We start from the raw sequence: 15151 nt of genomic DNA on the forward strand, positions 1-15151 counted from the left end.
CCCATTCTCTTTGGTATCCCGCGACCTGCTTACGTTGGACACCGGAATGCGCGGCTGTGATTCTTGGGCTCTACCCTCAAGGGGTTATTCTCAAGGATAAGGAATCGCCTGATGCTCGGTTACTACGCGCAATACAGCCAGTACTACATCACGACGCTGATGATCGTCACCACCGTGTGTTTTGCCTTGCCGATCTTTATCGCGCCGATTGCCTGGGCCCGGGCGATGCGCTGGACGATTCCCGAACACCAGCACCTGGCAATCTATTTCGGACGCTGCCTGGGGGCGTTTATTCTGGTGGTGGAAGTAGCGATGTTGCGCTCTGCAACCACGGGCACCAGCTTTAGTTATGCCTTCGATATTCTGTTCGTGGTTTTCTTATTGATGTTTGTGGTGCATGTGTACGGCGCGTTAAAACGTATCCAGCCTATTACTGAAACCCTGGAGATCGGCTTCTGGATGATGCTGTTTGTGCTCAATATGCTTTTTTATCCTGCGGCGGCAATCACTCTATGAGAAGCACACCTTGCAAAGCTCCCGTGCGCGTTGTAAGTGCTGTCGAGTACGACGCTCATCGCAGCATAGGTATCTACACAACGTTCAGAAACTAACGAACTTCCCTGTGGCGGGCGGGCTTGCCACAGCAGCTCGATTTGACGTTGATGCCCAATAAGAAAAGGTTTGCCTGACACCCTTTCGAGTAGACAAATAGCACTGCGCATTATCCGGATTCACCGGAATATGTTTCCCGGATCGGGGCGATTATCAAAAAAAACCTGGTAGATATCCTGTGTCCATCGCAACCACCGACTATCTACGAGGCGACACCGATGTCCAGACTTTTTACCCCAGGCGTTGTGGGTCAACTGAGCACGCCCAACCGCGTGGTCATGGCGCCCATGACCCGCTCCCGCAGCACCCAGCCTGGCGATGTGCCGAATGCCATGAACGCGGTCTACTACGCACAGCGGGCTTCGGCGGCGTTCATTGTTACTGAGGCCACGCAGATTTCGCCCCAGGGCAAGGGCTATTCCTTTACCCCAGGAATTTACAGTGACGAACAGGTCGCCGGCTGGCGCCTGGTGACCGATGCCGTACATGCCGCTGGTGGGCGAATTTTCCTGCAGCTGTGGCACGTAGGACGTATGTCGCACCCTGACTTCCATAATGGCGATTTACCTGTCGCGCCTTCTGCGATTCCTTTCGATGGCAGCATCTGGAAGGTGGATGCCGAGTCCGGTGTTGGCAGCATGGCCCCATGCCCGACACCACGGGCGCTGGAGCGCGACGAAATCCACGCGATTGTCGACGATTACCGTACGGCTGCGCGTAATGCCATGACGGCGGGTTTCGACGGTGTTGAAGTGCATGGAGCCAACGGCTACCTGATCGACCAGTTCCTGCGTACCACCTCTAACGTTCGTACGGATGAATACGGCGGATCGCGCGAGAACCGCCTGCGCTTTCTCAAGGAAGTCATGGATGCGGTGATTGATGAAGTGGGAGCCGCCCGCACGGCGATCCGTGTTGCGCCGTTTCTTACCGCCCGCGGCATGGCGTGCCCGGACATTCTGCCCACCTTGTTGGAAGCGACCAGCTATCTGCAGGGCAAGGGCATTGCCTACCTGCACCTGGTGGAAGCGGACTGGGACGATGCCCCCAAGTTTCCCGAGGATTTCCGCCAAGCCGTGCGCGAGCGCTTCCGTAATGCGATTGTGGTGGCCGGTAAGTACGACGTGGAGCTTGCAGAATGGGTCCTGGAAAAAGGCTACGCAGACTTTGTGGCATTCGGACGTAAGTTTGTAGCCAACCCGGATCTGCCATTGCGGCTGGAGAAGGGGTACCCATTGGCCGGCCTGGAAGGGGCCGAGTTGTTTGGCGGTACCGAGCGCGGTTACTCGGATTTTTCCGCCTGGGCTGAGTCGGGCGCAAACCCATAGGCCAGATCCACAAACATCTCCTTGGAGTGCGCTCAGGTCGCCAGCTTCAAGGAGATTTCGTCCATCAGCAGTTTGACCCGACGCGGCACCGCGTGGCCGGAAGGGTAAACAATCTGCAAATCCACACCCTGCAGTGAGTAGCTCTGCAGCACCTCGACCAGCCGACCTGCCTGTAAATCATCGCGTACATCAATGTAGGATTTGATACAGATGCCGTGACCTGCCAGGCACCACTGGCGCACCTGATCGCCGTCATTGGCAATACGCCTGCCCGACACCAGAACTTTGAACGTACGGCCATCGGCGCGGAACTGCCATTCCCGGTGGATATTGCTGCCAAAGCGCATCAGGATGCACTGCTGCTGTGCCAGGTCGGATGGATGCTGGGGTGTTCCGTGGGCCTCAATGTAGGCCGGGGATGCACATACGACCCTACGGCCCTCGCTGAGTTTTCTGACGCGCAGGGTGCTGTCGGACAAGGCGCCATACCGGATAGCGAAATCAATCCCTTGCCCCGCGAGATCCAGGTAGCCATCGGTCAGGTTCAGGTCGAGGCTTACATTGGGATGCTCTTGCAGAAAATCATCAAGGATTGGCACGATGCGGTTACGGCCCAGGTCGACGGGAGCGCTCAGGCGTATCAGGCCCGAGATCCGCTCGGTGCCTAGTTTGATATTGCTCTCGATATCTTCCGCTTCTGCCAGCAGGCGCCGTGCGCCGTCCATCAGCATCCGCCCTTCATCCGTCAAACTGATCGAGCGTGTGGTACGGGTCAGCAATGTTGCCCCGTAATGCCTTTCCAACGCCCCGAGCCGTTCCGACACAGACGTAGGCGAAAGCCCGACCTCACGGCCTGCGGCCGACAATCCGCCTTTTTCGACAATCAATAGAAACAACGCGAGGTTCTCGAAGAGCATTATCCGGATTCCCCTGAATATGATTGTGCTTTTAGCCGGATTCTACGCCAGCACTAGATAGCGCTCATGGCATTTTTACAGAGGGTAAAAACCCGCAGTTCACGTCTGACGAAATGCGCAGTGTTCTCCAACGTTGTTTGCGTATCAGGATGCTTGAGCTGATAGCGGCTCTCCAGTTCTCTGCTTTGATGCATATCGAATCGCTCGGTCTGGATGACGTTCAGGGACTCTGGGCTGGTGCCGAAGTACGCTGCCACGCCCGGTAATTTCAGTAGCCATCTGAGCAGGCCCAGGGGCAGATGGCGGCGGGGCGCTTGCATTTCCAGGGTGCGGGCGATGTGCGCTAGAAGCCCTTGCAGGTTTAGGCGCCAGCGCCCTCGCCACAGGTCAACCTCCCTTTGATCGCCAATTGTATCTCTCGATCTGCCCCTAGCTGTACGGGGCGGTGCGCCACAGAACCCTCTACTGTCAGGGCGACAATAATTCGCCGGATGACGCACCATGTTTATGTCCACCAGCCTGCTTTCAGCCTTCGCGCTGTTTGCGTTCGTGTCTTCGATTACCCCTGGCCCCAATAACACCATGCTGTTGGCATCGGGAGCGAACTTCGGTTTTCGCCGCTCGATTCCCCATGCCCTCGGGATCAGCGTGGGCTTTATGGTGTTGGTGATTTCAGTTGGCCTGGGCCTGGGGGAAGTGTTCAAGGCGTTACCTTGGGCGTACACCGCGCTGCGCTATATCGGGGCGGCATACTTGTTGTACCTGGCGTGGAAAATTGCGACTTCCAGCGCGATGTCGGACGACACCGACCGCAAGAGCAAACCCATGACCTTTCTCGCCGCCGCGGTGTTCCAGTGGGTCAACCCCAAGGCCTGGATCATGGCGTTGGGGGCGATCACCACCTACACACCAGCGCAAGGTTACTTCACCAACGTGCTGGTTATCGCCGTGGTGTTTGCAGTGGTCAACCTGCCGAGTGTGTGCGTGTGGGCGGGGTGCGGCACCGCTTTGCGCAACGTCTTGCGTGAGCCGCGCTGGTTGAAGCTATTCAACTGGTCGATGGCGGGGCTGTTGGTGTTGTCGTTGTACCCGATGTTTTTTGCCGGCTAATAGAGCCGACGCTTTGACGAACCAGGGCTCAGACCGGTGAAATCGTGGCCAGCAGGCCGATTCCAACGGTCAGTGCCAGAAACCCTAAAAGAAAAAATGCCATCTTAGCCATGGGGCCTCCAAAAGGCGCAAGGGCGGCGGGAGAGTTCCTGCCGATAAGCCATTGTCGGGGGGATGGTCTGTTCGGTACAGATGCAGGTGGTAAAGAAAAAAGCGTATCAGATACCGCTTGCAGGCTGGTGTGCCGGGGGTAGGGCTGGCGCCTGGAGGTACTGATCAGACTGTACGCGGCACCTTCGGGGCTCTTGGGGCTGGCTCCACTGCGGGTAGTACATATTTGAGCCATTCTGTTCGGTGTGAGCTGGGCAGGGCCGGTGTCGGGTCGGCGGCTGTCGATTCAGCTTCATCGAGTGGGTAGCAATTGTCGCTGCTGCGCCTGCCGTCGGGGTAGACGATAAAACCGCCGCGCCCGTTGCCACATTCGTGCAGATACACCGGCGACAGTTCTCGCTGCTTATCAATGCGCGCATTCAAGTGGACGATATAGATCCCCATGGCAATCGACACACCCATAATCAGGCCCAGGCAGACCAGTAACTGCCAGGTGTAACTGGCGCCCCCGTTATCGCGACGCACTGGCGACACAGCACGCAGCTGCCTGCTCAATACTCTGGCCCACCAGAAACCGGCTCCCGCCTCCTAGGGTTACCAGTTGCCCGCGAGACGGCAGGATGCTGGCCATCAGGCCGAAGAGAATCAAGGCCAACAGGACTCTTTTGACCATCGCGTAAAGGTTCATGACGGTGATGACCTCTGGATATGGGAGCCCCAGCTTAGAGAGTGCCGGGTTAACGCGAGGTAAACATCAGCGGGAAATCGCTCGACTTCCGTTATCCTTCAAACCTCTGCGCAACACCTGTCCGAGGGGACCTTCCCGTGCATATTCACCTGCTGCTGGTCGAGGACAACCTCGATCTGGCCACCACCGTCATCGAATACCTGGAAATCAGCGGCATGGTCTGCGACCACGTCAGTAATGGCCAGGCCGGTCTGAATCTGGCACTCGACCAGCATTACGACGTGATTCTGCTGGACATCATGCTGCCGCGCCTCGACGGCCAGCAAGTGTGCGAACGGCTACGCCAGCAAGGCAGCCAGACGCCGATCTTGATGCTCACTTCACTGGATGCCCTTTCGGACAAGCTCGCCAGCTTTACCGCGGGCGCCGACGACTACCTGGTCAAGCCATTCGAGTTGGCCGAACTGGTGGCCAGGATTCGTGCCCTGAGCATGCGCCGCAGCAGCCAGAGCAGCCGCCTGCAGGTGGATGACCTGGTGATGGAGCTGACCACCCGCAAAGTCAGCCGTGCCGGGCAGGAGCTGCATCTGTCGCCCATCTGCTGGACCCTGCTGGAATACCTGATGCGTGCCAGCCCTGAACCCGTCCCACGGGAGCGCCTGGAAACCACCATCTGGGGCGACGAGCCACCGGACAGCAATACCCTCAAAGTCCACATGCACCGGCTGCGCAAGGCCGTAGACAAACCCTTCAGCCGGCCGCTGATCCACACCCTGCCCGGGGTTGGTATACAGGTGAAGTCGCATGCGTAATGGTCTGAGCCTGAAGTGGGTGATCAGCGGTAGCTTCCTGTTGCTGATTGCCGTGGTGCTACTGATCTACAGCCAGCTGTTGCCGGTATACACCGTACGCGGCCTGCTCTACACCGCCAGCGCGATGATGGAAGAAGAGGCCCAGTACTTCGTCAGGCACTACAAGAAGGACCCAACCACGCCACCGCCGCACAACTACTTCTTCGAGGCCGTCATCGGCAAGGAAGCCTTGCCGGCAAGCGTGCGCGAGCTGCTCAAGGCACCGCCGAGCATGTCCTTCGGCGCGGTGCAGGTGTTCGGTGATATCGACTCCGATGACGAAGACGCTGAGGTCCGGGCGGTCCTCTCCCAACCCCTGGGTGACGGCAAGACCCTATATATGTATGACATCGACCATGACCACGAAGAGGGCGGCGAGGTCGAGACGCCGCTGTCCGATGCCTACTTTGACCAGGTACTGCAGGGCGTTGCGTTCATCAGCCTGGCGGTGTTCGTACCGGCGCTGATCATTATCGCCCTGTTGGTCTGGTGGTTGGTGCGGCCATTGGGGCGCCTGGCGCAATGGTCCAGTACGCTGCAAAACCCGGATGCAATGGCCGGCGAGCGCCCTGATTTCAGCTTCAAGGAGTTCAACATGCTGGCCGACGCCCTGGCCCAGAGCGTGGAGCAGGTGCAGGCCGCCAGTCAGCGCGAAGGTCGACTGTTGCGCTACACCAGTCATGAACTGCGCACCCCGCTGGCAGTGCTCAAGGCCAATATAGAGCTGTTGACCCTGCAGGCCGGCGGTGTCCTGCCATCCCCCCTGCAGCGCATTGAACGTTCGGTGCTGAACATGCAGCTTATCGCCGAGACCTTGCTGTGGATGAGTCGCGAGCGTCCCGAGCCGTTGCCGGAGGAAGACATTGACCTGAGCGAGCTGGTGGGCGAGCTGATTGACAAGCATCGCTACCTGATCGGCAAGCGGGATATCGAGTTGCTGGTCGACATCCACAACCAACCTTGCCGACTGCCCCCCACCGCGTGCCGCATAGTGATCGGCAACTTCCTGCGCAACGCGCTGCAATATGCCGAAGAAGGTCAGGTCGAAATCAGCTTCAACTACCCGCGGTTGCAGATTGCCAACCACATCAGGGAGGTCAAGCCGAGGGAGGAGTCCAGCGATTTTGGCTACGGTCTGGGGTTACAGTTGATGCGTGAGCTATGCGCGAAATTGGGGTGGCAGATCGAAGTGATACTTGAGCAACAACGTTTTACTGTGGTTCTGGACTTCACGACGTTGCAGGCTATCGAGAGTCAGCCGGCAAGCGCTTAGAAAAAAACGGCATAGGTCAGGCTCTACCCCGGGGGGGATTCGTACACGGCTAGGCTGTGGTCCCTAGTTATGATCTGGGTCACGGCCCTATTTCAGTAGTCTGCTAGCGTATTAAGCCGCTGACACGTCCAGGGAGGATCAGGTTCGGCCCACAGCATCATGTTGATGATTGGAGCATTCACGGTGAAGAGCTGGCACTGCATAATCGGTATCTTGGTGATTACTACACTAACGCTGCTGATTGAAATACCTATTGATACCTGGCTTACGTCGGCAACTCTCAGCCTGATACTGGGAACTTGTGCATTGGTCTACATGGCAGCTTCCTGCCTGCTGGCCAGTCGCTGGGGTGTCGTTGAGAATCTATTTGGTGGCCTGGACCGGGTCTATGAGTCGCACAAATGGTTAGGTATCTGGGCTCTCGTATTTGCTACTTATCACTTTGTGTTCAAGGCAAATCTGGATGTTTGGAACAGCGTTCCGATCCTGGAGCTACCAAAATATTGGACACGTCTCGTGCGCCAGTTGAGCTATGTGGCCCTGGGCCTCATCGTCCTACTTGCGCTGAACCGCAATATTCCTTACAGCTTATGGCGGTGGTGGCACAAGCTCTCCGGACCATTGTTCCTGATCGTGATCTTGCACTGGCTTAGCTTCAAATCGCCGATAACGTTATTCAGTCCCTCTGGTATCTGGCTGGCGCTGACTTGCGGATTGGGTGTACTAGCGGCCCTCTACAAACTGGTTCTTTACCCATTTGTTGCACGTGCTGGCGAGTACAAGGTCACAGCAGTCAACAGGGGAAATAGGGCGCTGCATTTGACGCTGGAACCCATTCATAAGGGGTTCGACTTCAGCGCTGGGCAGTTTGCTTTTTTGGCAATGCAGCAAAAAGGGTTGCGTGAACCCCACCCGTTCACGATAGCCAGTGCTGGCGGTCAAAATGGGCAGGTTGAGTTCATCATCAGAGGGCTTGGGGATTACACCAAAAAGCTGTGCGAGTGCGCGAAAGCCGGAATGCTTGCCACGATATACGCCCCTTATGGGAGGTTTAAACGGGTCTCTGAAGCCGAGCGGGAAATCTGGATCGGCGCAGGTGTGGGGATTTCACCCTTCATTTCCTGGTTGCAGGATCCGAATGGCAAAGACTTCGAAAGGGCAACCCTGGTCTATTGCTTCACACCCTCGCGCGCTTTTCCGCCATCCGAAGAGTTGGAAAGCATGACCGCGATGCGGGGTGCGCAATTTGTGCGTAATACAGGCGGCACTGAGCAATTGGCTGAAACCTTGCGTGAGGCGGTGGCTCAAACCAAACCACAGCAGATTCATGTAAGTTTTTGCGGTCCAAAAGGCCTGCTGGACAAGGTGTATGAACTCATGGAAATCAATCGGATTCCGAAAGCCAATCTTCACTTCGAACTGTTCGAGTTTCGTTGATTCAGCAGGATGGTGGGCTTAGCTGGCTTGGGCCTATGCGCCGGGTCAGCGATCAAGACGGTTGCTGTGAATGCACAAACAACGGTTCCTGAGCTTGCGATCAGGGTTGCCGACCACCGTGTTTTACTTCACGTATTTTACGGTTGCACTCACTAGCAACTGATCGTTGACCGTGACTTTGCAAAAGCGCTTCGTAACTGTTTTGTTATCAGCCGCGAGCGTAGGTGCGCATTGCAAGAACACTTTTTTACCGTTCCAGTCCTGAGCTATCCCAGCAGTGGCTGCGCTGGCGTACTCTTTCATGAATTTCCGATTCCATGGTCCGAAATAGACTTCAGGCTCGCCGCCTCCGAAGAAGCCAGACTCCTGCGTGGCGCAGAACGTACCCTCCATCCTTTCTCCGTCGATGATATTGGCATCGGTGTAGCAGTTCATCAGGCCGTTCCAGACATCCATATCGACTGGGCCTCTGTTAACCCAGGTAGGAGGGGTAACGCATCCTGAAAGAGTTGCGGCGGCAAGCGCCAACGCGATAAGAGAAGTTGACTGAATACGGGACATTGAACGGAGCTTCCTTACTTTTTAAGTTACACCACCAATACCGGCAACCCGCCACGATTTCAAGTGTCAGAGTGGGTTCGTGACAGCCAAGCAACCCGAGTGGGAGGCAATCGAACGCGCCTACCGGGAAAGGTCGTGGCCCATCACGACCATTCCGATCTGAGCTATGTCGGTACTGAAGGGAATTTCGCCCAATGCCCTAAATCCGAAGCGCTCATAGAAGCGCTGCGCGTTTGAATTGGTCTTCAGTACGTCCAGCCATAAGAAACCCTCTTTGCGGGTTTTCGCTGCGTCTTGAAGGAATTGAAGCTGCTTCCCATATACGACAAGACTTGATCAGCTATGGTCTGTTGCTTGCAAATGAAGGGGGGGGGCGGTCGGCAGGACGCCGGAAAGAGAATTGCGGAGCAGCGTCTAAAATTGCGGAGCAGAAAAGATAAAGGCCTGCATGAAGTTCATCATGCAAGCCCTTGATATCTATGGTGCCCGAACCCGGAATCGAACCGGGACGCCCTTACGAGCGGGGGATTTTAAGTCCCATGCGTCTACCAGTTTCGCCATTCGGGCGGTAGCGCGGTGAAGCGACTCAATGGGCTTTGCCTGGCAAAGCGCTTGAGCGGTGCAGCAGGCTAGGGAATATATAGATCAAGGCACCGTGGCGCAAGTTTGCATGCGCTCTTTTTCGACTTGATCGCGTGTGTCGGCTTTGGAAAAAAGCTCGCTATATCAGTGATCTACATTTGCAGGTGCGGGTGGACGATTCGCCTGCGCGTCAACCAGGCTGGCACCAGACAGGGCCGGTGGCTGCAGTTTAACGCATGGCATTGTGCGATCATTCACGTTTAAAGCACTTGAATAGGAAAGTGGCATGCGCGTCATCACGGTGAGAACCAAAACGGAACTTGAATCTGCCAAGAATGCCGGGTACGAGCAGATCACGGTTGAAGGTGAGCTTGCGAACAAGCTCAAATCGTCCAAGAAGATCGCGGTAGCGGGGACGATCACGGTTGGGCTGTTGGCCACTGCATTGGCGGCTGTGCCCTTTACGGGTGGTCTTTCGATGGCAGCGGCTGTGCCTATCGCCACGCTGACTGGGCTTGAAGTCGCGGCCATTATTACAGCAGCGTCATTGGGGCTCGGGCTGATCATTGCCCTGTTCAAGGGTTATGAGGAGATCTCTTTCGAGGCCGGGAAAATGGTCCTGAAAAAGAAACAGTCATGAGCGGTTTTGTCGACAGGCCACCCTATTTTTTCCGCTGCAAGAAGTGCGAGCATCGCTTCACGCGTACGGTGCGGTTGGGGCTGTTGTGCCCCCAGTGTCATTCGATACGCATTGAAAGAGATCGGCGGGTGAGCAAGTAAACCGAGAGGGCTTGTGCGAGATGTTCGCCAAGCCCAGCCCGGCATTTACCCGTGTAGTCGCCGAATAATCTCCTCGTACCCGACCGCCTGCGACAATCGTTGCAGTGCATCCAGGCGGCGGGAATAGGCCTTTGCGTCACCATAGGTCAGCTCGACATGCAGGCTGTCGATCGTCACCAGATAGGCCTCTGCCAGTGCTTCACTGGCCTGGTCCTCTACGCCTGGATAGGCTTTAAGTAAGCCTTTCTGGAAGTGACTGCGGATCGTGGCCATGTAGTCATTGAACCCGGACATGACCACGTCCCTCAGCGGCGTCGGCGGATAAAATGCGGCCCTGAGCAAAAATCGCAGGGATTCATTCTGGTTGTAGCGGCGTTGCAGGTTGTCGATGTAGACCTCGCCGGGGGCCTTGATCGATCGTGAGTTTTTCGCAAACTGGCTTTGCACGTAGTCCAGTTCGGCGCGCAGTGCGAGTTCGAGTGCGACCACGTACAGCGCATCCTTGCTCGAAAAATGCGCGTACAGCGAGGCCTTTTTGATGCCCGCGCGCACGGCGATATCATTCAGCGACGCGGCGTCATAACCATGCTCGGCAAATTGGTCCAGTGCCAGATACGCGATGCGTTCGGCTGCCGAGGTCAGGGTGGTGGATGTCATATCGTTCTTCCTTAATCAGTGCCCGGCCAGGTCAAAGGTTTCGCCCGGCCCCCGGGGCAGGCTGATGGTCGTCAGCAGGCAGGTCAGCAATGCACTGGCCAGCAGCAGTGTTGTCCAAGCCACCGGTCCATAGGTCAGCGCCAATGCAGAGAGTGGCGTCGCGCTCGCGGAAACGGACAGTTGAAACGCGCCCAGCAGTGCAGCGGTGGATCCCAGCGCGCGCTTTTGCGAGGACATCACCAGCGACATCAGCGTGGATTCGGCGATGCCCAGGCCAAACAGGGCAAGGGCCATGCCCGCCACTATACCGGGCAGACCCAGGTCGGTCAGGGTGGATGCCATCGCGATTGCCGAGCCACCGGCCATGCATGACACGCCGATCAGCGACAGGCGGCCCAAGCCTAGCCGACTGACCAGTTTGCCGGCGCTCATCGCTCCGATCAGGATGGCTACACCCGTGACCCCGAACAGCATGCCAAAGGCTTGTGGGCTCAGGCCGTAGGTCTGCTGGTAGACCAGTGTCGCGCCGCCGATGTAGGCAAACAGAAAGAAGAACACGGCGGCCACGGCCAGGGTCGGTCGCAGGAAATGCCGGTCCCTGGCAATCGTCAGGTAAGTGCGGCAGGCAGCGCCCAGGCGCAAGGGCTCCCTTTGACTGACGGCCAGGGTTTCCGGCAGCGACAGCCAGCTGTTGCCCAGTACCGCCAGGCCAAATGCAGCGAGCACCAGCATCACCGCACGCCAGCCGTAGTGAGTGTCGATGACCCCGCCCAGTGCCGGGGCGAAGATAGGCGCGACGCCTTCGATGGTCATCAGCAATGCGAAGAGCTTGGTCGCGGCCACGCCTTCGCTGACGTCGCGGACCATACTCATGATCACCACCAGCGTCAGGGCGCTGCCAAGCCCCTGGACGAAGCGTAGGGCGATCAGCGTCTCAAGCGTCGGTGCCCATGCTGCGCCCAATGAGCACAAGGTAAACACCACAAGGCCGGCCAGCAGGGGCCGGCGGCGTCCGTAGGCGTCGACGATAGGCCCGAAGATCAACTGGCCGGCGCCCATGGCCAGGAGGAAGAACGTCAGGGTCAACTGCACACTGGCGAAGCTGCTCTGATATTCGCGGGCAATCTCGGGAAGGCTCGACAGGTACATATCGACAGCCGATGGGCCAAGGGCGCCGATCAGTCCCAGGCCAATAGCCAGCCTCAGGGCGACCCTGGGGGTGGGTTGCGAATTCATATAGTCTCCAGCCATAAAAACAGCCTACCGGTCGGTAGGTTTTGCGCATGATAGCGATACCTCATAAGTCGGTCAACGCCACAGTACTCAAGGGGATTCACACGGTTGCAGTGCCATTTGCTGGGGGGAATGGGCGCCGTTCTCAGTTGTGTCTCTTTAGTCTTTCGATTGAATTGGACGCCCGCCCACTCGCCACAGGGAAATTCGTCAGCTTCTGACAATTGTGTAGCTACCGGTGGCCATCGCATGCAAGCCAGCTCCCCCGGTTGATTGGCCGAGTTTTCAAGCCCCGTGGAATTTTCGATTTCGATTTGGGCGTTTTCCTAAATACGCCGGTAGGAGGTGTCGTGAGAATGGGCGCACTTTTATCTCATCTGTGATGTGTCATGTCCTTTCTGCCGATTCGTGTCCTGGTCGTCGAAGATCACCCCTTCAAGCAGCTCGTTGCCACTCAGGCCTTCCAGGAGGCAGGATGTGACAGCGTGCTGGGCGTGGATGATGTGAGCGCAGCGCTGCAGTTGTTGGACCACACAGGGGCGGTGGATATCGTGCTCTGTGCCCTGAAGGAGGAGGGCATGCCGGGGCTGGCGACGCTTGAGCTACTTGGCCGTAGCCATCGGTTCAAGGCGCTCATCATTTGCAGTGCTATTGCCCCAGACCTGCAGGACGCCATTGAGCGTATGGTCGGCATGCTTGGGGTCAGCGTCCTGGGGTATGTCGATGTGCCGGTGCGCGCTGGGTCGATAACGCCGCTGTTAAGCCGATATCTGGAAACCACCCTTTCCACCAAGCACGCACCGCAGAAGGCTCGCTACAGGAGCGTCAGCCAGGCGCGCCTGGAACAGGCCATTGCCGGGCATGAGCTCAAGGCATTTTTTCAACCCAAGTTCAATTTGGCGACCGGTGAAGTCGCCAGCCTCGAAGTTCTCGCGCGCTGGCAGCATCCGCAGTACGGCGTGCTAGGGCCGGCGGGCTTCCTGCCCCAGGTCAGCCAGTTCGGTTTGATGGATGAGCTGTTTTTTGCCCTGCTGGACCAGGGCTTAGCCTTCTTGCAAACGGCGCAGACGCAGGGGCGGGTATTGTCACTGGCGTTTAATCTGGACGCACAGCAACTGTCCAATGAGTCACTGCTGGCGCATCTAGCCTCGGCGTTGGAGCGCTACGCCATACCGGCGTCGTGCCTGACGTTCGAGATCACCGAAAGCGGCCTGCTGGAAGTCTCTCCCCGAGTGCTCGAAACCTTGATCCGCCTGCGGATGATGGGCGCCGGCCTGTCTATAGATGATTTTGGTATTGGCTACTCGTCGTTGGAGCGCCTGTGCCTGTTGCCATTCACCGAGATCAAGCTCGATGCATGCTTTGTGCGCGACCTTGATCGCAGCCGGCGTAACCGTGCAGTGATCAGCAGCACCCTGGCATTGGCTCAAGCGCTGGATATGGCGGTTGTAGTAGAGGGCATAGAGCACGAAAGCCAGCGCCAGCACCTGCTCAACTTGGGCTGCCTTCAGGGCCAGGGCTATCTCTGCGCACGCCCCATGGACGCCACGCGTACGCTCTCGTGGCTGGCAATAAAACTGGCATCACACAGCACGCTCTGATGTTGGAAAACAGGGGCTAGACTCAAAGCTCACTTGCCTTTCTTGGAGACCCCAGATGCCCCACAAAAACACCATCTGCCTCTGGTTCGACGGCGCCGCACTGGAGGCTGCCAACTTCTACGCCCGCACATTCCCGGACAGTACGGTAGACGCCGTCCATAAAGCCCCAGGCGATTATCCCGCGGGCAAGCAGGGCGATGTCCTGACCGTCGAGTTCACCGTCATGGGCATCCCGTGCCTGGGCCTCAATGGCGGGCCGGGTATCCAGCACAACCAGGCGTTTTCATTCCAGGTGGCCACTGATGACCAGGGCGAAACGGATCGCCTGTGGCAGGCGATTGTCGGCAATGGGGGCGAGGAGGTTGCCTGTGGCTGGTGCCGTGACAAGTGGGGCCTCTCCTGGCAAATCACCCCGCGGGTGCTCACGGCAGCGATCATCCATCCCGATCCTGCGGCGGCCAAACGCGCATTCAATGCAATGATGGGCATGGTGAAAATCGACATCGCTGGCATTGAGGCGGCGCTCAAGGAGGGATGAGACCCTGGTATAAGCTGTGTTTTCAACCCGTAGTAACGGCAAGGGAATGCGTATGAAGTTGACAGCCCAGAGGCTGGTCGAAGTGGCGATGGCCAACCCCATCACCCCGCAGTCAGAGCTGCTCGAGCACAAAGCCAGGAGCTATCAGGCTCGCTGGCCATGGCTCAGAACTGCGTAGAGACGGACTCGTTCACGGCTACGACGGTTGTGGGCATTTCTGCAGGGGCTCTTGCTCGTAGCGCCTTATTGCTTCATTCACGATGCTGTCGATTTGTGGTGAGTAGTTCTTGATATTGGCCTTGCCGCTTTTCAGATAAAGCGCGTGGTACATCAACTGGTCGCTCAATGTTGAGTACCAGTTTTCATCATCCCCCACCAGCGGCAAGATCGATTCGGCGGAGTACAGCAGGAACCCAACAAAATACTCATATTGTTCATATTCCTCGCTGCCCGGCTTAAAGCGCTCGAATCGCGGTGACTCAATGGGGTAGGAGGCTGCGGAAAACTTCGGGTTTGCAAAGGCCAGAGAAATGTAGTCTTTGTAGATCGACTTGGCCGAAGCCAGTTTCGATTCATTCAACTGGTCGTAGGCAACGAATGCCGCACTAAAGGCAACCGCCAATGTGAAAAAAGATGAGACTGCGCTGAATTTTTCATACTTTTGCTCTGCAGGGGCTGCGCTCCATAGCTTGTAAAAAACAAGCAGTGCCCCTACGGCGGCCATAACCAAAAAAATCATTTGAAACTATCCTCGTCAATTCGAACATATTGACTGTCTATTGCCTCTTGCAAGTGACAGACCTTACGGATGAAACGTTGTAAGGACTTCGCTATCGGCAGATGAGCGTGAGTCTTTAGGCTCGCAGCCCTCA

17 protein-coding genes and 1 tRNA gene are annotated in these 15151 nt (G+C 57.2%); 9 read left to right on the top strand and 9 right to left on the bottom strand.

Annotated features, from left to right (window positions below; all coding sequences use genetic code 11):
* The first annotated feature begins 111 nt into the window (after nucleotides 1-111).
* A complete protein-coding gene (locus JTY93_RS11335; RefSeq protein ID WP_205477694.1) occupies nucleotides 112-516 on the top strand; it encodes a hypothetical protein in 405 nt (134 codons plus the stop codon).
* A gap of 314 nt (nucleotides 517-830) precedes the next feature.
* Entirely contained in the window at nucleotides 831-1940 is a 1110-nt protein-coding gene (locus JTY93_RS11340; RefSeq protein ID WP_205477693.1) for an alkene reductase, read from the top strand.
* 32 nt (nucleotides 1941-1972) lie between these two features.
* Here the strand turns inward: JTY93_RS11340 and JTY93_RS11345 are convergent, their stop codons facing one another.
* Together JTY93_RS11345 and JTY93_RS11350 are read right to left on the bottom strand one after the other, a co-directional pair.
* Nucleotides 1973-2857, bottom strand: a complete 885-nt coding sequence (locus JTY93_RS11345; protein WP_205477692.1) for a LysR family transcriptional regulator — start codon at nucleotides 2855-2857, stop codon at nucleotides 1973-1975.
* 53 nt (nucleotides 2858-2910) lie between these two features.
* Nucleotides 2911-3177, bottom strand: coding sequence for a hypothetical protein (locus tag JTY93_RS11350; protein WP_205477691.1), 267 nt, complete (start codon nucleotides 3175-3177; stop codon nucleotides 2911-2913).
* Between the two features lie 181 nt (nucleotides 3178-3358).
* Between JTY93_RS11350 and JTY93_RS11355 the strand changes: the two genes are divergently transcribed.
* Complete coding sequence (locus tag JTY93_RS11355; protein WP_169999349.1) at nucleotides 3359-3967, top strand: LysE family translocator; 609 nt, start codon at nucleotides 3359-3361, stop codon at nucleotides 3965-3967.
* Between the two features lie 276 nt (nucleotides 3968-4243).
* Here JTY93_RS11355 and JTY93_RS29020 read toward each other — a convergent pair whose 3' ends face one another.
* Nucleotides 4244-4633, bottom strand: a complete 390-nt coding sequence (locus JTY93_RS29020) for a hypothetical protein (RefSeq protein ID WP_240344436.1) — start codon at nucleotides 4631-4633, stop codon at nucleotides 4244-4246.
* A 270-nt stretch (nucleotides 4634-4903) separates the two neighbouring features.
* Here JTY93_RS29020 and JTY93_RS11365 point away from each other — a divergent pair, with 270 nt between their 5' ends.
* The 3 genes from JTY93_RS11365 (at nucleotide 4904) to JTY93_RS11375 (ending at nucleotide 8327) form a co-directional block, all read left to right on the top strand.
* On the top strand, nucleotides 4904-5578 hold the full coding sequence (locus tag JTY93_RS11365) for a response regulator transcription factor (protein WP_205477690.1): 675 nt from the start codon (nucleotides 4904-4906) through the stop codon (nucleotides 5576-5578).
* Entirely contained in the window at nucleotides 5571-6890 is a 1320-nt protein-coding gene (locus JTY93_RS11370; protein ID WP_205477689.1) for a sensor histidine kinase, read from the top strand. The genes JTY93_RS11365 and JTY93_RS11370 overlap by 8 nt, the downstream gene beginning before the upstream one ends.
* Nucleotides 6891-7073: 183 nt before the next feature.
* Nucleotides 7074-8327, top strand: coding sequence for a ferredoxin reductase family protein (locus JTY93_RS11375; RefSeq protein WP_169999352.1), 1254 nt, complete (start codon nucleotides 7074-7076; stop codon nucleotides 8325-8327).
* A 123-nt stretch (nucleotides 8328-8450) separates the two neighbouring features.
* Here the strand turns inward: JTY93_RS11375 and JTY93_RS11380 are convergent, their stop codons facing one another.
* The 3 genes from JTY93_RS11380 to JTY93_RS11385 all read right to left on the bottom strand — a co-directional run bounded on the left by JTY93_RS11380 (nucleotide 8451) and on the right by JTY93_RS11385 (nucleotide 9455).
* Complete coding sequence (locus tag JTY93_RS11380) at nucleotides 8451-8888, bottom strand: hypothetical protein (protein ID WP_205477688.1); 438 nt, start codon at nucleotides 8886-8888, stop codon at nucleotides 8451-8453.
* A gap of 120 nt (nucleotides 8889-9008) precedes the next feature.
* Entirely contained in the window at nucleotides 9009-9146 is a 138-nt protein-coding gene (locus tag JTY93_RS29025) for an N-acetyltransferase (protein WP_375373155.1), read from the bottom strand.
* 222 nt (nucleotides 9147-9368) lie between these two features.
* Nucleotides 9369-9455, bottom strand: a tRNA-Leu gene (locus tag JTY93_RS11385).
* 301 nt (nucleotides 9456-9756) lie between these two features.
* Between JTY93_RS11385 and JTY93_RS11390 the strand changes: the two genes are divergently transcribed.
* Nucleotides 9757-10110 (top strand): PM1101 family membrane protein, encoded by a 354-nt coding sequence (locus tag JTY93_RS11390; RefSeq protein ID WP_029295077.1) that lies wholly within the window; start codon nucleotides 9757-9759, stop codon nucleotides 10108-10110.
* A gap of 185 nt (nucleotides 10111-10295) precedes the next feature.
* Here JTY93_RS11390 and JTY93_RS11395 read toward each other — a convergent pair whose 3' ends face one another.
* Together JTY93_RS11395 and JTY93_RS11400 are read right to left on the bottom strand one after the other, a co-directional pair.
* The gene (locus tag JTY93_RS11395; protein WP_205477687.1) at nucleotides 10296-10907 is read right to left on the bottom strand and encodes a TetR/AcrR family transcriptional regulator; all 612 of its coding nucleotides are present in this window, start codon (nucleotides 10905-10907) and stop codon (nucleotides 10296-10298) included.
* A gap of 15 nt (nucleotides 10908-10922) precedes the next feature.
* A complete protein-coding gene (locus JTY93_RS11400) occupies nucleotides 10923-12143 on the bottom strand; it encodes a multidrug effflux MFS transporter (protein ID WP_205477686.1) in 1221 nt (406 codons plus the stop codon).
* A gap of 386 nt (nucleotides 12144-12529) precedes the next feature.
* On the opposite strand from JTY93_RS11400, the gene JTY93_RS11405 reads away from it, so the two are divergent.
* Complete coding sequence (locus tag JTY93_RS11405) at nucleotides 12530-13741, top strand: EAL domain-containing response regulator (RefSeq protein ID WP_205477685.1); 1212 nt, start codon at nucleotides 12530-12532, stop codon at nucleotides 13739-13741.
* 55 nt (nucleotides 13742-13796) lie between these two features.
* The gene (locus JTY93_RS11410; protein ID WP_205477684.1) at nucleotides 13797-14279 is read left to right on the top strand and encodes a VOC family protein; all 483 of its coding nucleotides are present in this window, start codon (nucleotides 13797-13799) and stop codon (nucleotides 14277-14279) included.
* A gap of 196 nt (nucleotides 14280-14475) precedes the next feature.
* Here the strand turns inward: JTY93_RS11410 and JTY93_RS11415 are convergent, their stop codons facing one another.
* Nucleotides 14476-15018: a hypothetical protein gene (locus tag JTY93_RS11415; RefSeq protein ID WP_205477683.1), complete on the bottom strand. Its 543-nt coding sequence runs from the start codon at nucleotides 15016-15018 to the stop codon at nucleotides 14476-14478.
* Between the last annotated feature and the right edge of the window lie 133 nt (nucleotides 15019-15151).

The sequence above is a fragment of the Pseudomonas hygromyciniae genome (assembly GCF_016925675.1).
Classification (GTDB): domain Bacteria; phylum Pseudomonadota; class Gammaproteobacteria; order Pseudomonadales; family Pseudomonadaceae; genus Aquipseudomonas; species Aquipseudomonas hygromyciniae.

Excerpts from the sequence above, each read along its gene's own strand:
- JTY93_RS11335 (WP_205477694.1), top strand. The coding sequence starts at position 112 with ATGCTCGGTTACTACGCGCAATACAGCCAGTACTACATCACGACGCTG.
- JTY93_RS11340 (WP_205477693.1), top strand. The coding sequence starts at position 831 with ATGTCCAGACTTTTTACCCCAGGCGTTGTGGGTCAACTGAGCACGCCC.
- JTY93_RS11345 (WP_205477692.1), bottom strand. The coding sequence starts at position 2,857 with ATGCTCTTCGAGAACCTCGCGTTGTTTCTATTGATTGTCGAAAAAGGC.
- JTY93_RS11350 (WP_205477691.1), bottom strand. The coding sequence starts at position 3,177 with ATGCAAGCGCCCCGCCGCCATCTGCCCCTGGGCCTGCTCAGATGGCTA.
- JTY93_RS11355 (WP_169999349.1), top strand. The coding sequence starts at position 3,359 with ATGTTTATGTCCACCAGCCTGCTTTCAGCCTTCGCGCTGTTTGCGTTC.
- JTY93_RS11370 (WP_205477689.1), top strand. The coding sequence starts at position 5,571 with ATGCGTAATGGTCTGAGCCTGAAGTGGGTGATCAGCGGTAGCTTCCTG.
- JTY93_RS11380 (WP_205477688.1), bottom strand. The coding sequence starts at position 8,888 with ATGTCCCGTATTCAGTCAACTTCTCTTATCGCGTTGGCGCTTGCCGCC.
- JTY93_RS11390 (WP_029295077.1), top strand. The coding sequence starts at position 9,757 with ATGCGCGTCATCACGGTGAGAACCAAAACGGAACTTGAATCTGCCAAG.
- JTY93_RS11395 (WP_205477687.1), bottom strand. The coding sequence starts at position 10,907 with ATGACATCCACCACCCTGACCTCGGCAGCCGAACGCATCGCGTATCTG.
- JTY93_RS11400 (WP_205477686.1), bottom strand. The coding sequence starts at position 12,143 with ATGAATTCGCAACCCACCCCCAGGGTCGCCCTGAGGCTGGCTATTGGC.
- JTY93_RS11405 (WP_205477685.1), top strand. The coding sequence starts at position 12,530 with ATGTCCTTTCTGCCGATTCGTGTCCTGGTCGTCGAAGATCACCCCTTC.
- JTY93_RS11410 (WP_205477684.1), top strand. The coding sequence starts at position 13,797 with ATGCCCCACAAAAACACCATCTGCCTCTGGTTCGACGGCGCCGCACTG.
- JTY93_RS11415 (WP_205477683.1), bottom strand. The coding sequence starts at position 15,018 with ATGATTTTTTTGGTTATGGCCGCCGTAGGGGCACTGCTTGTTTTTTAC.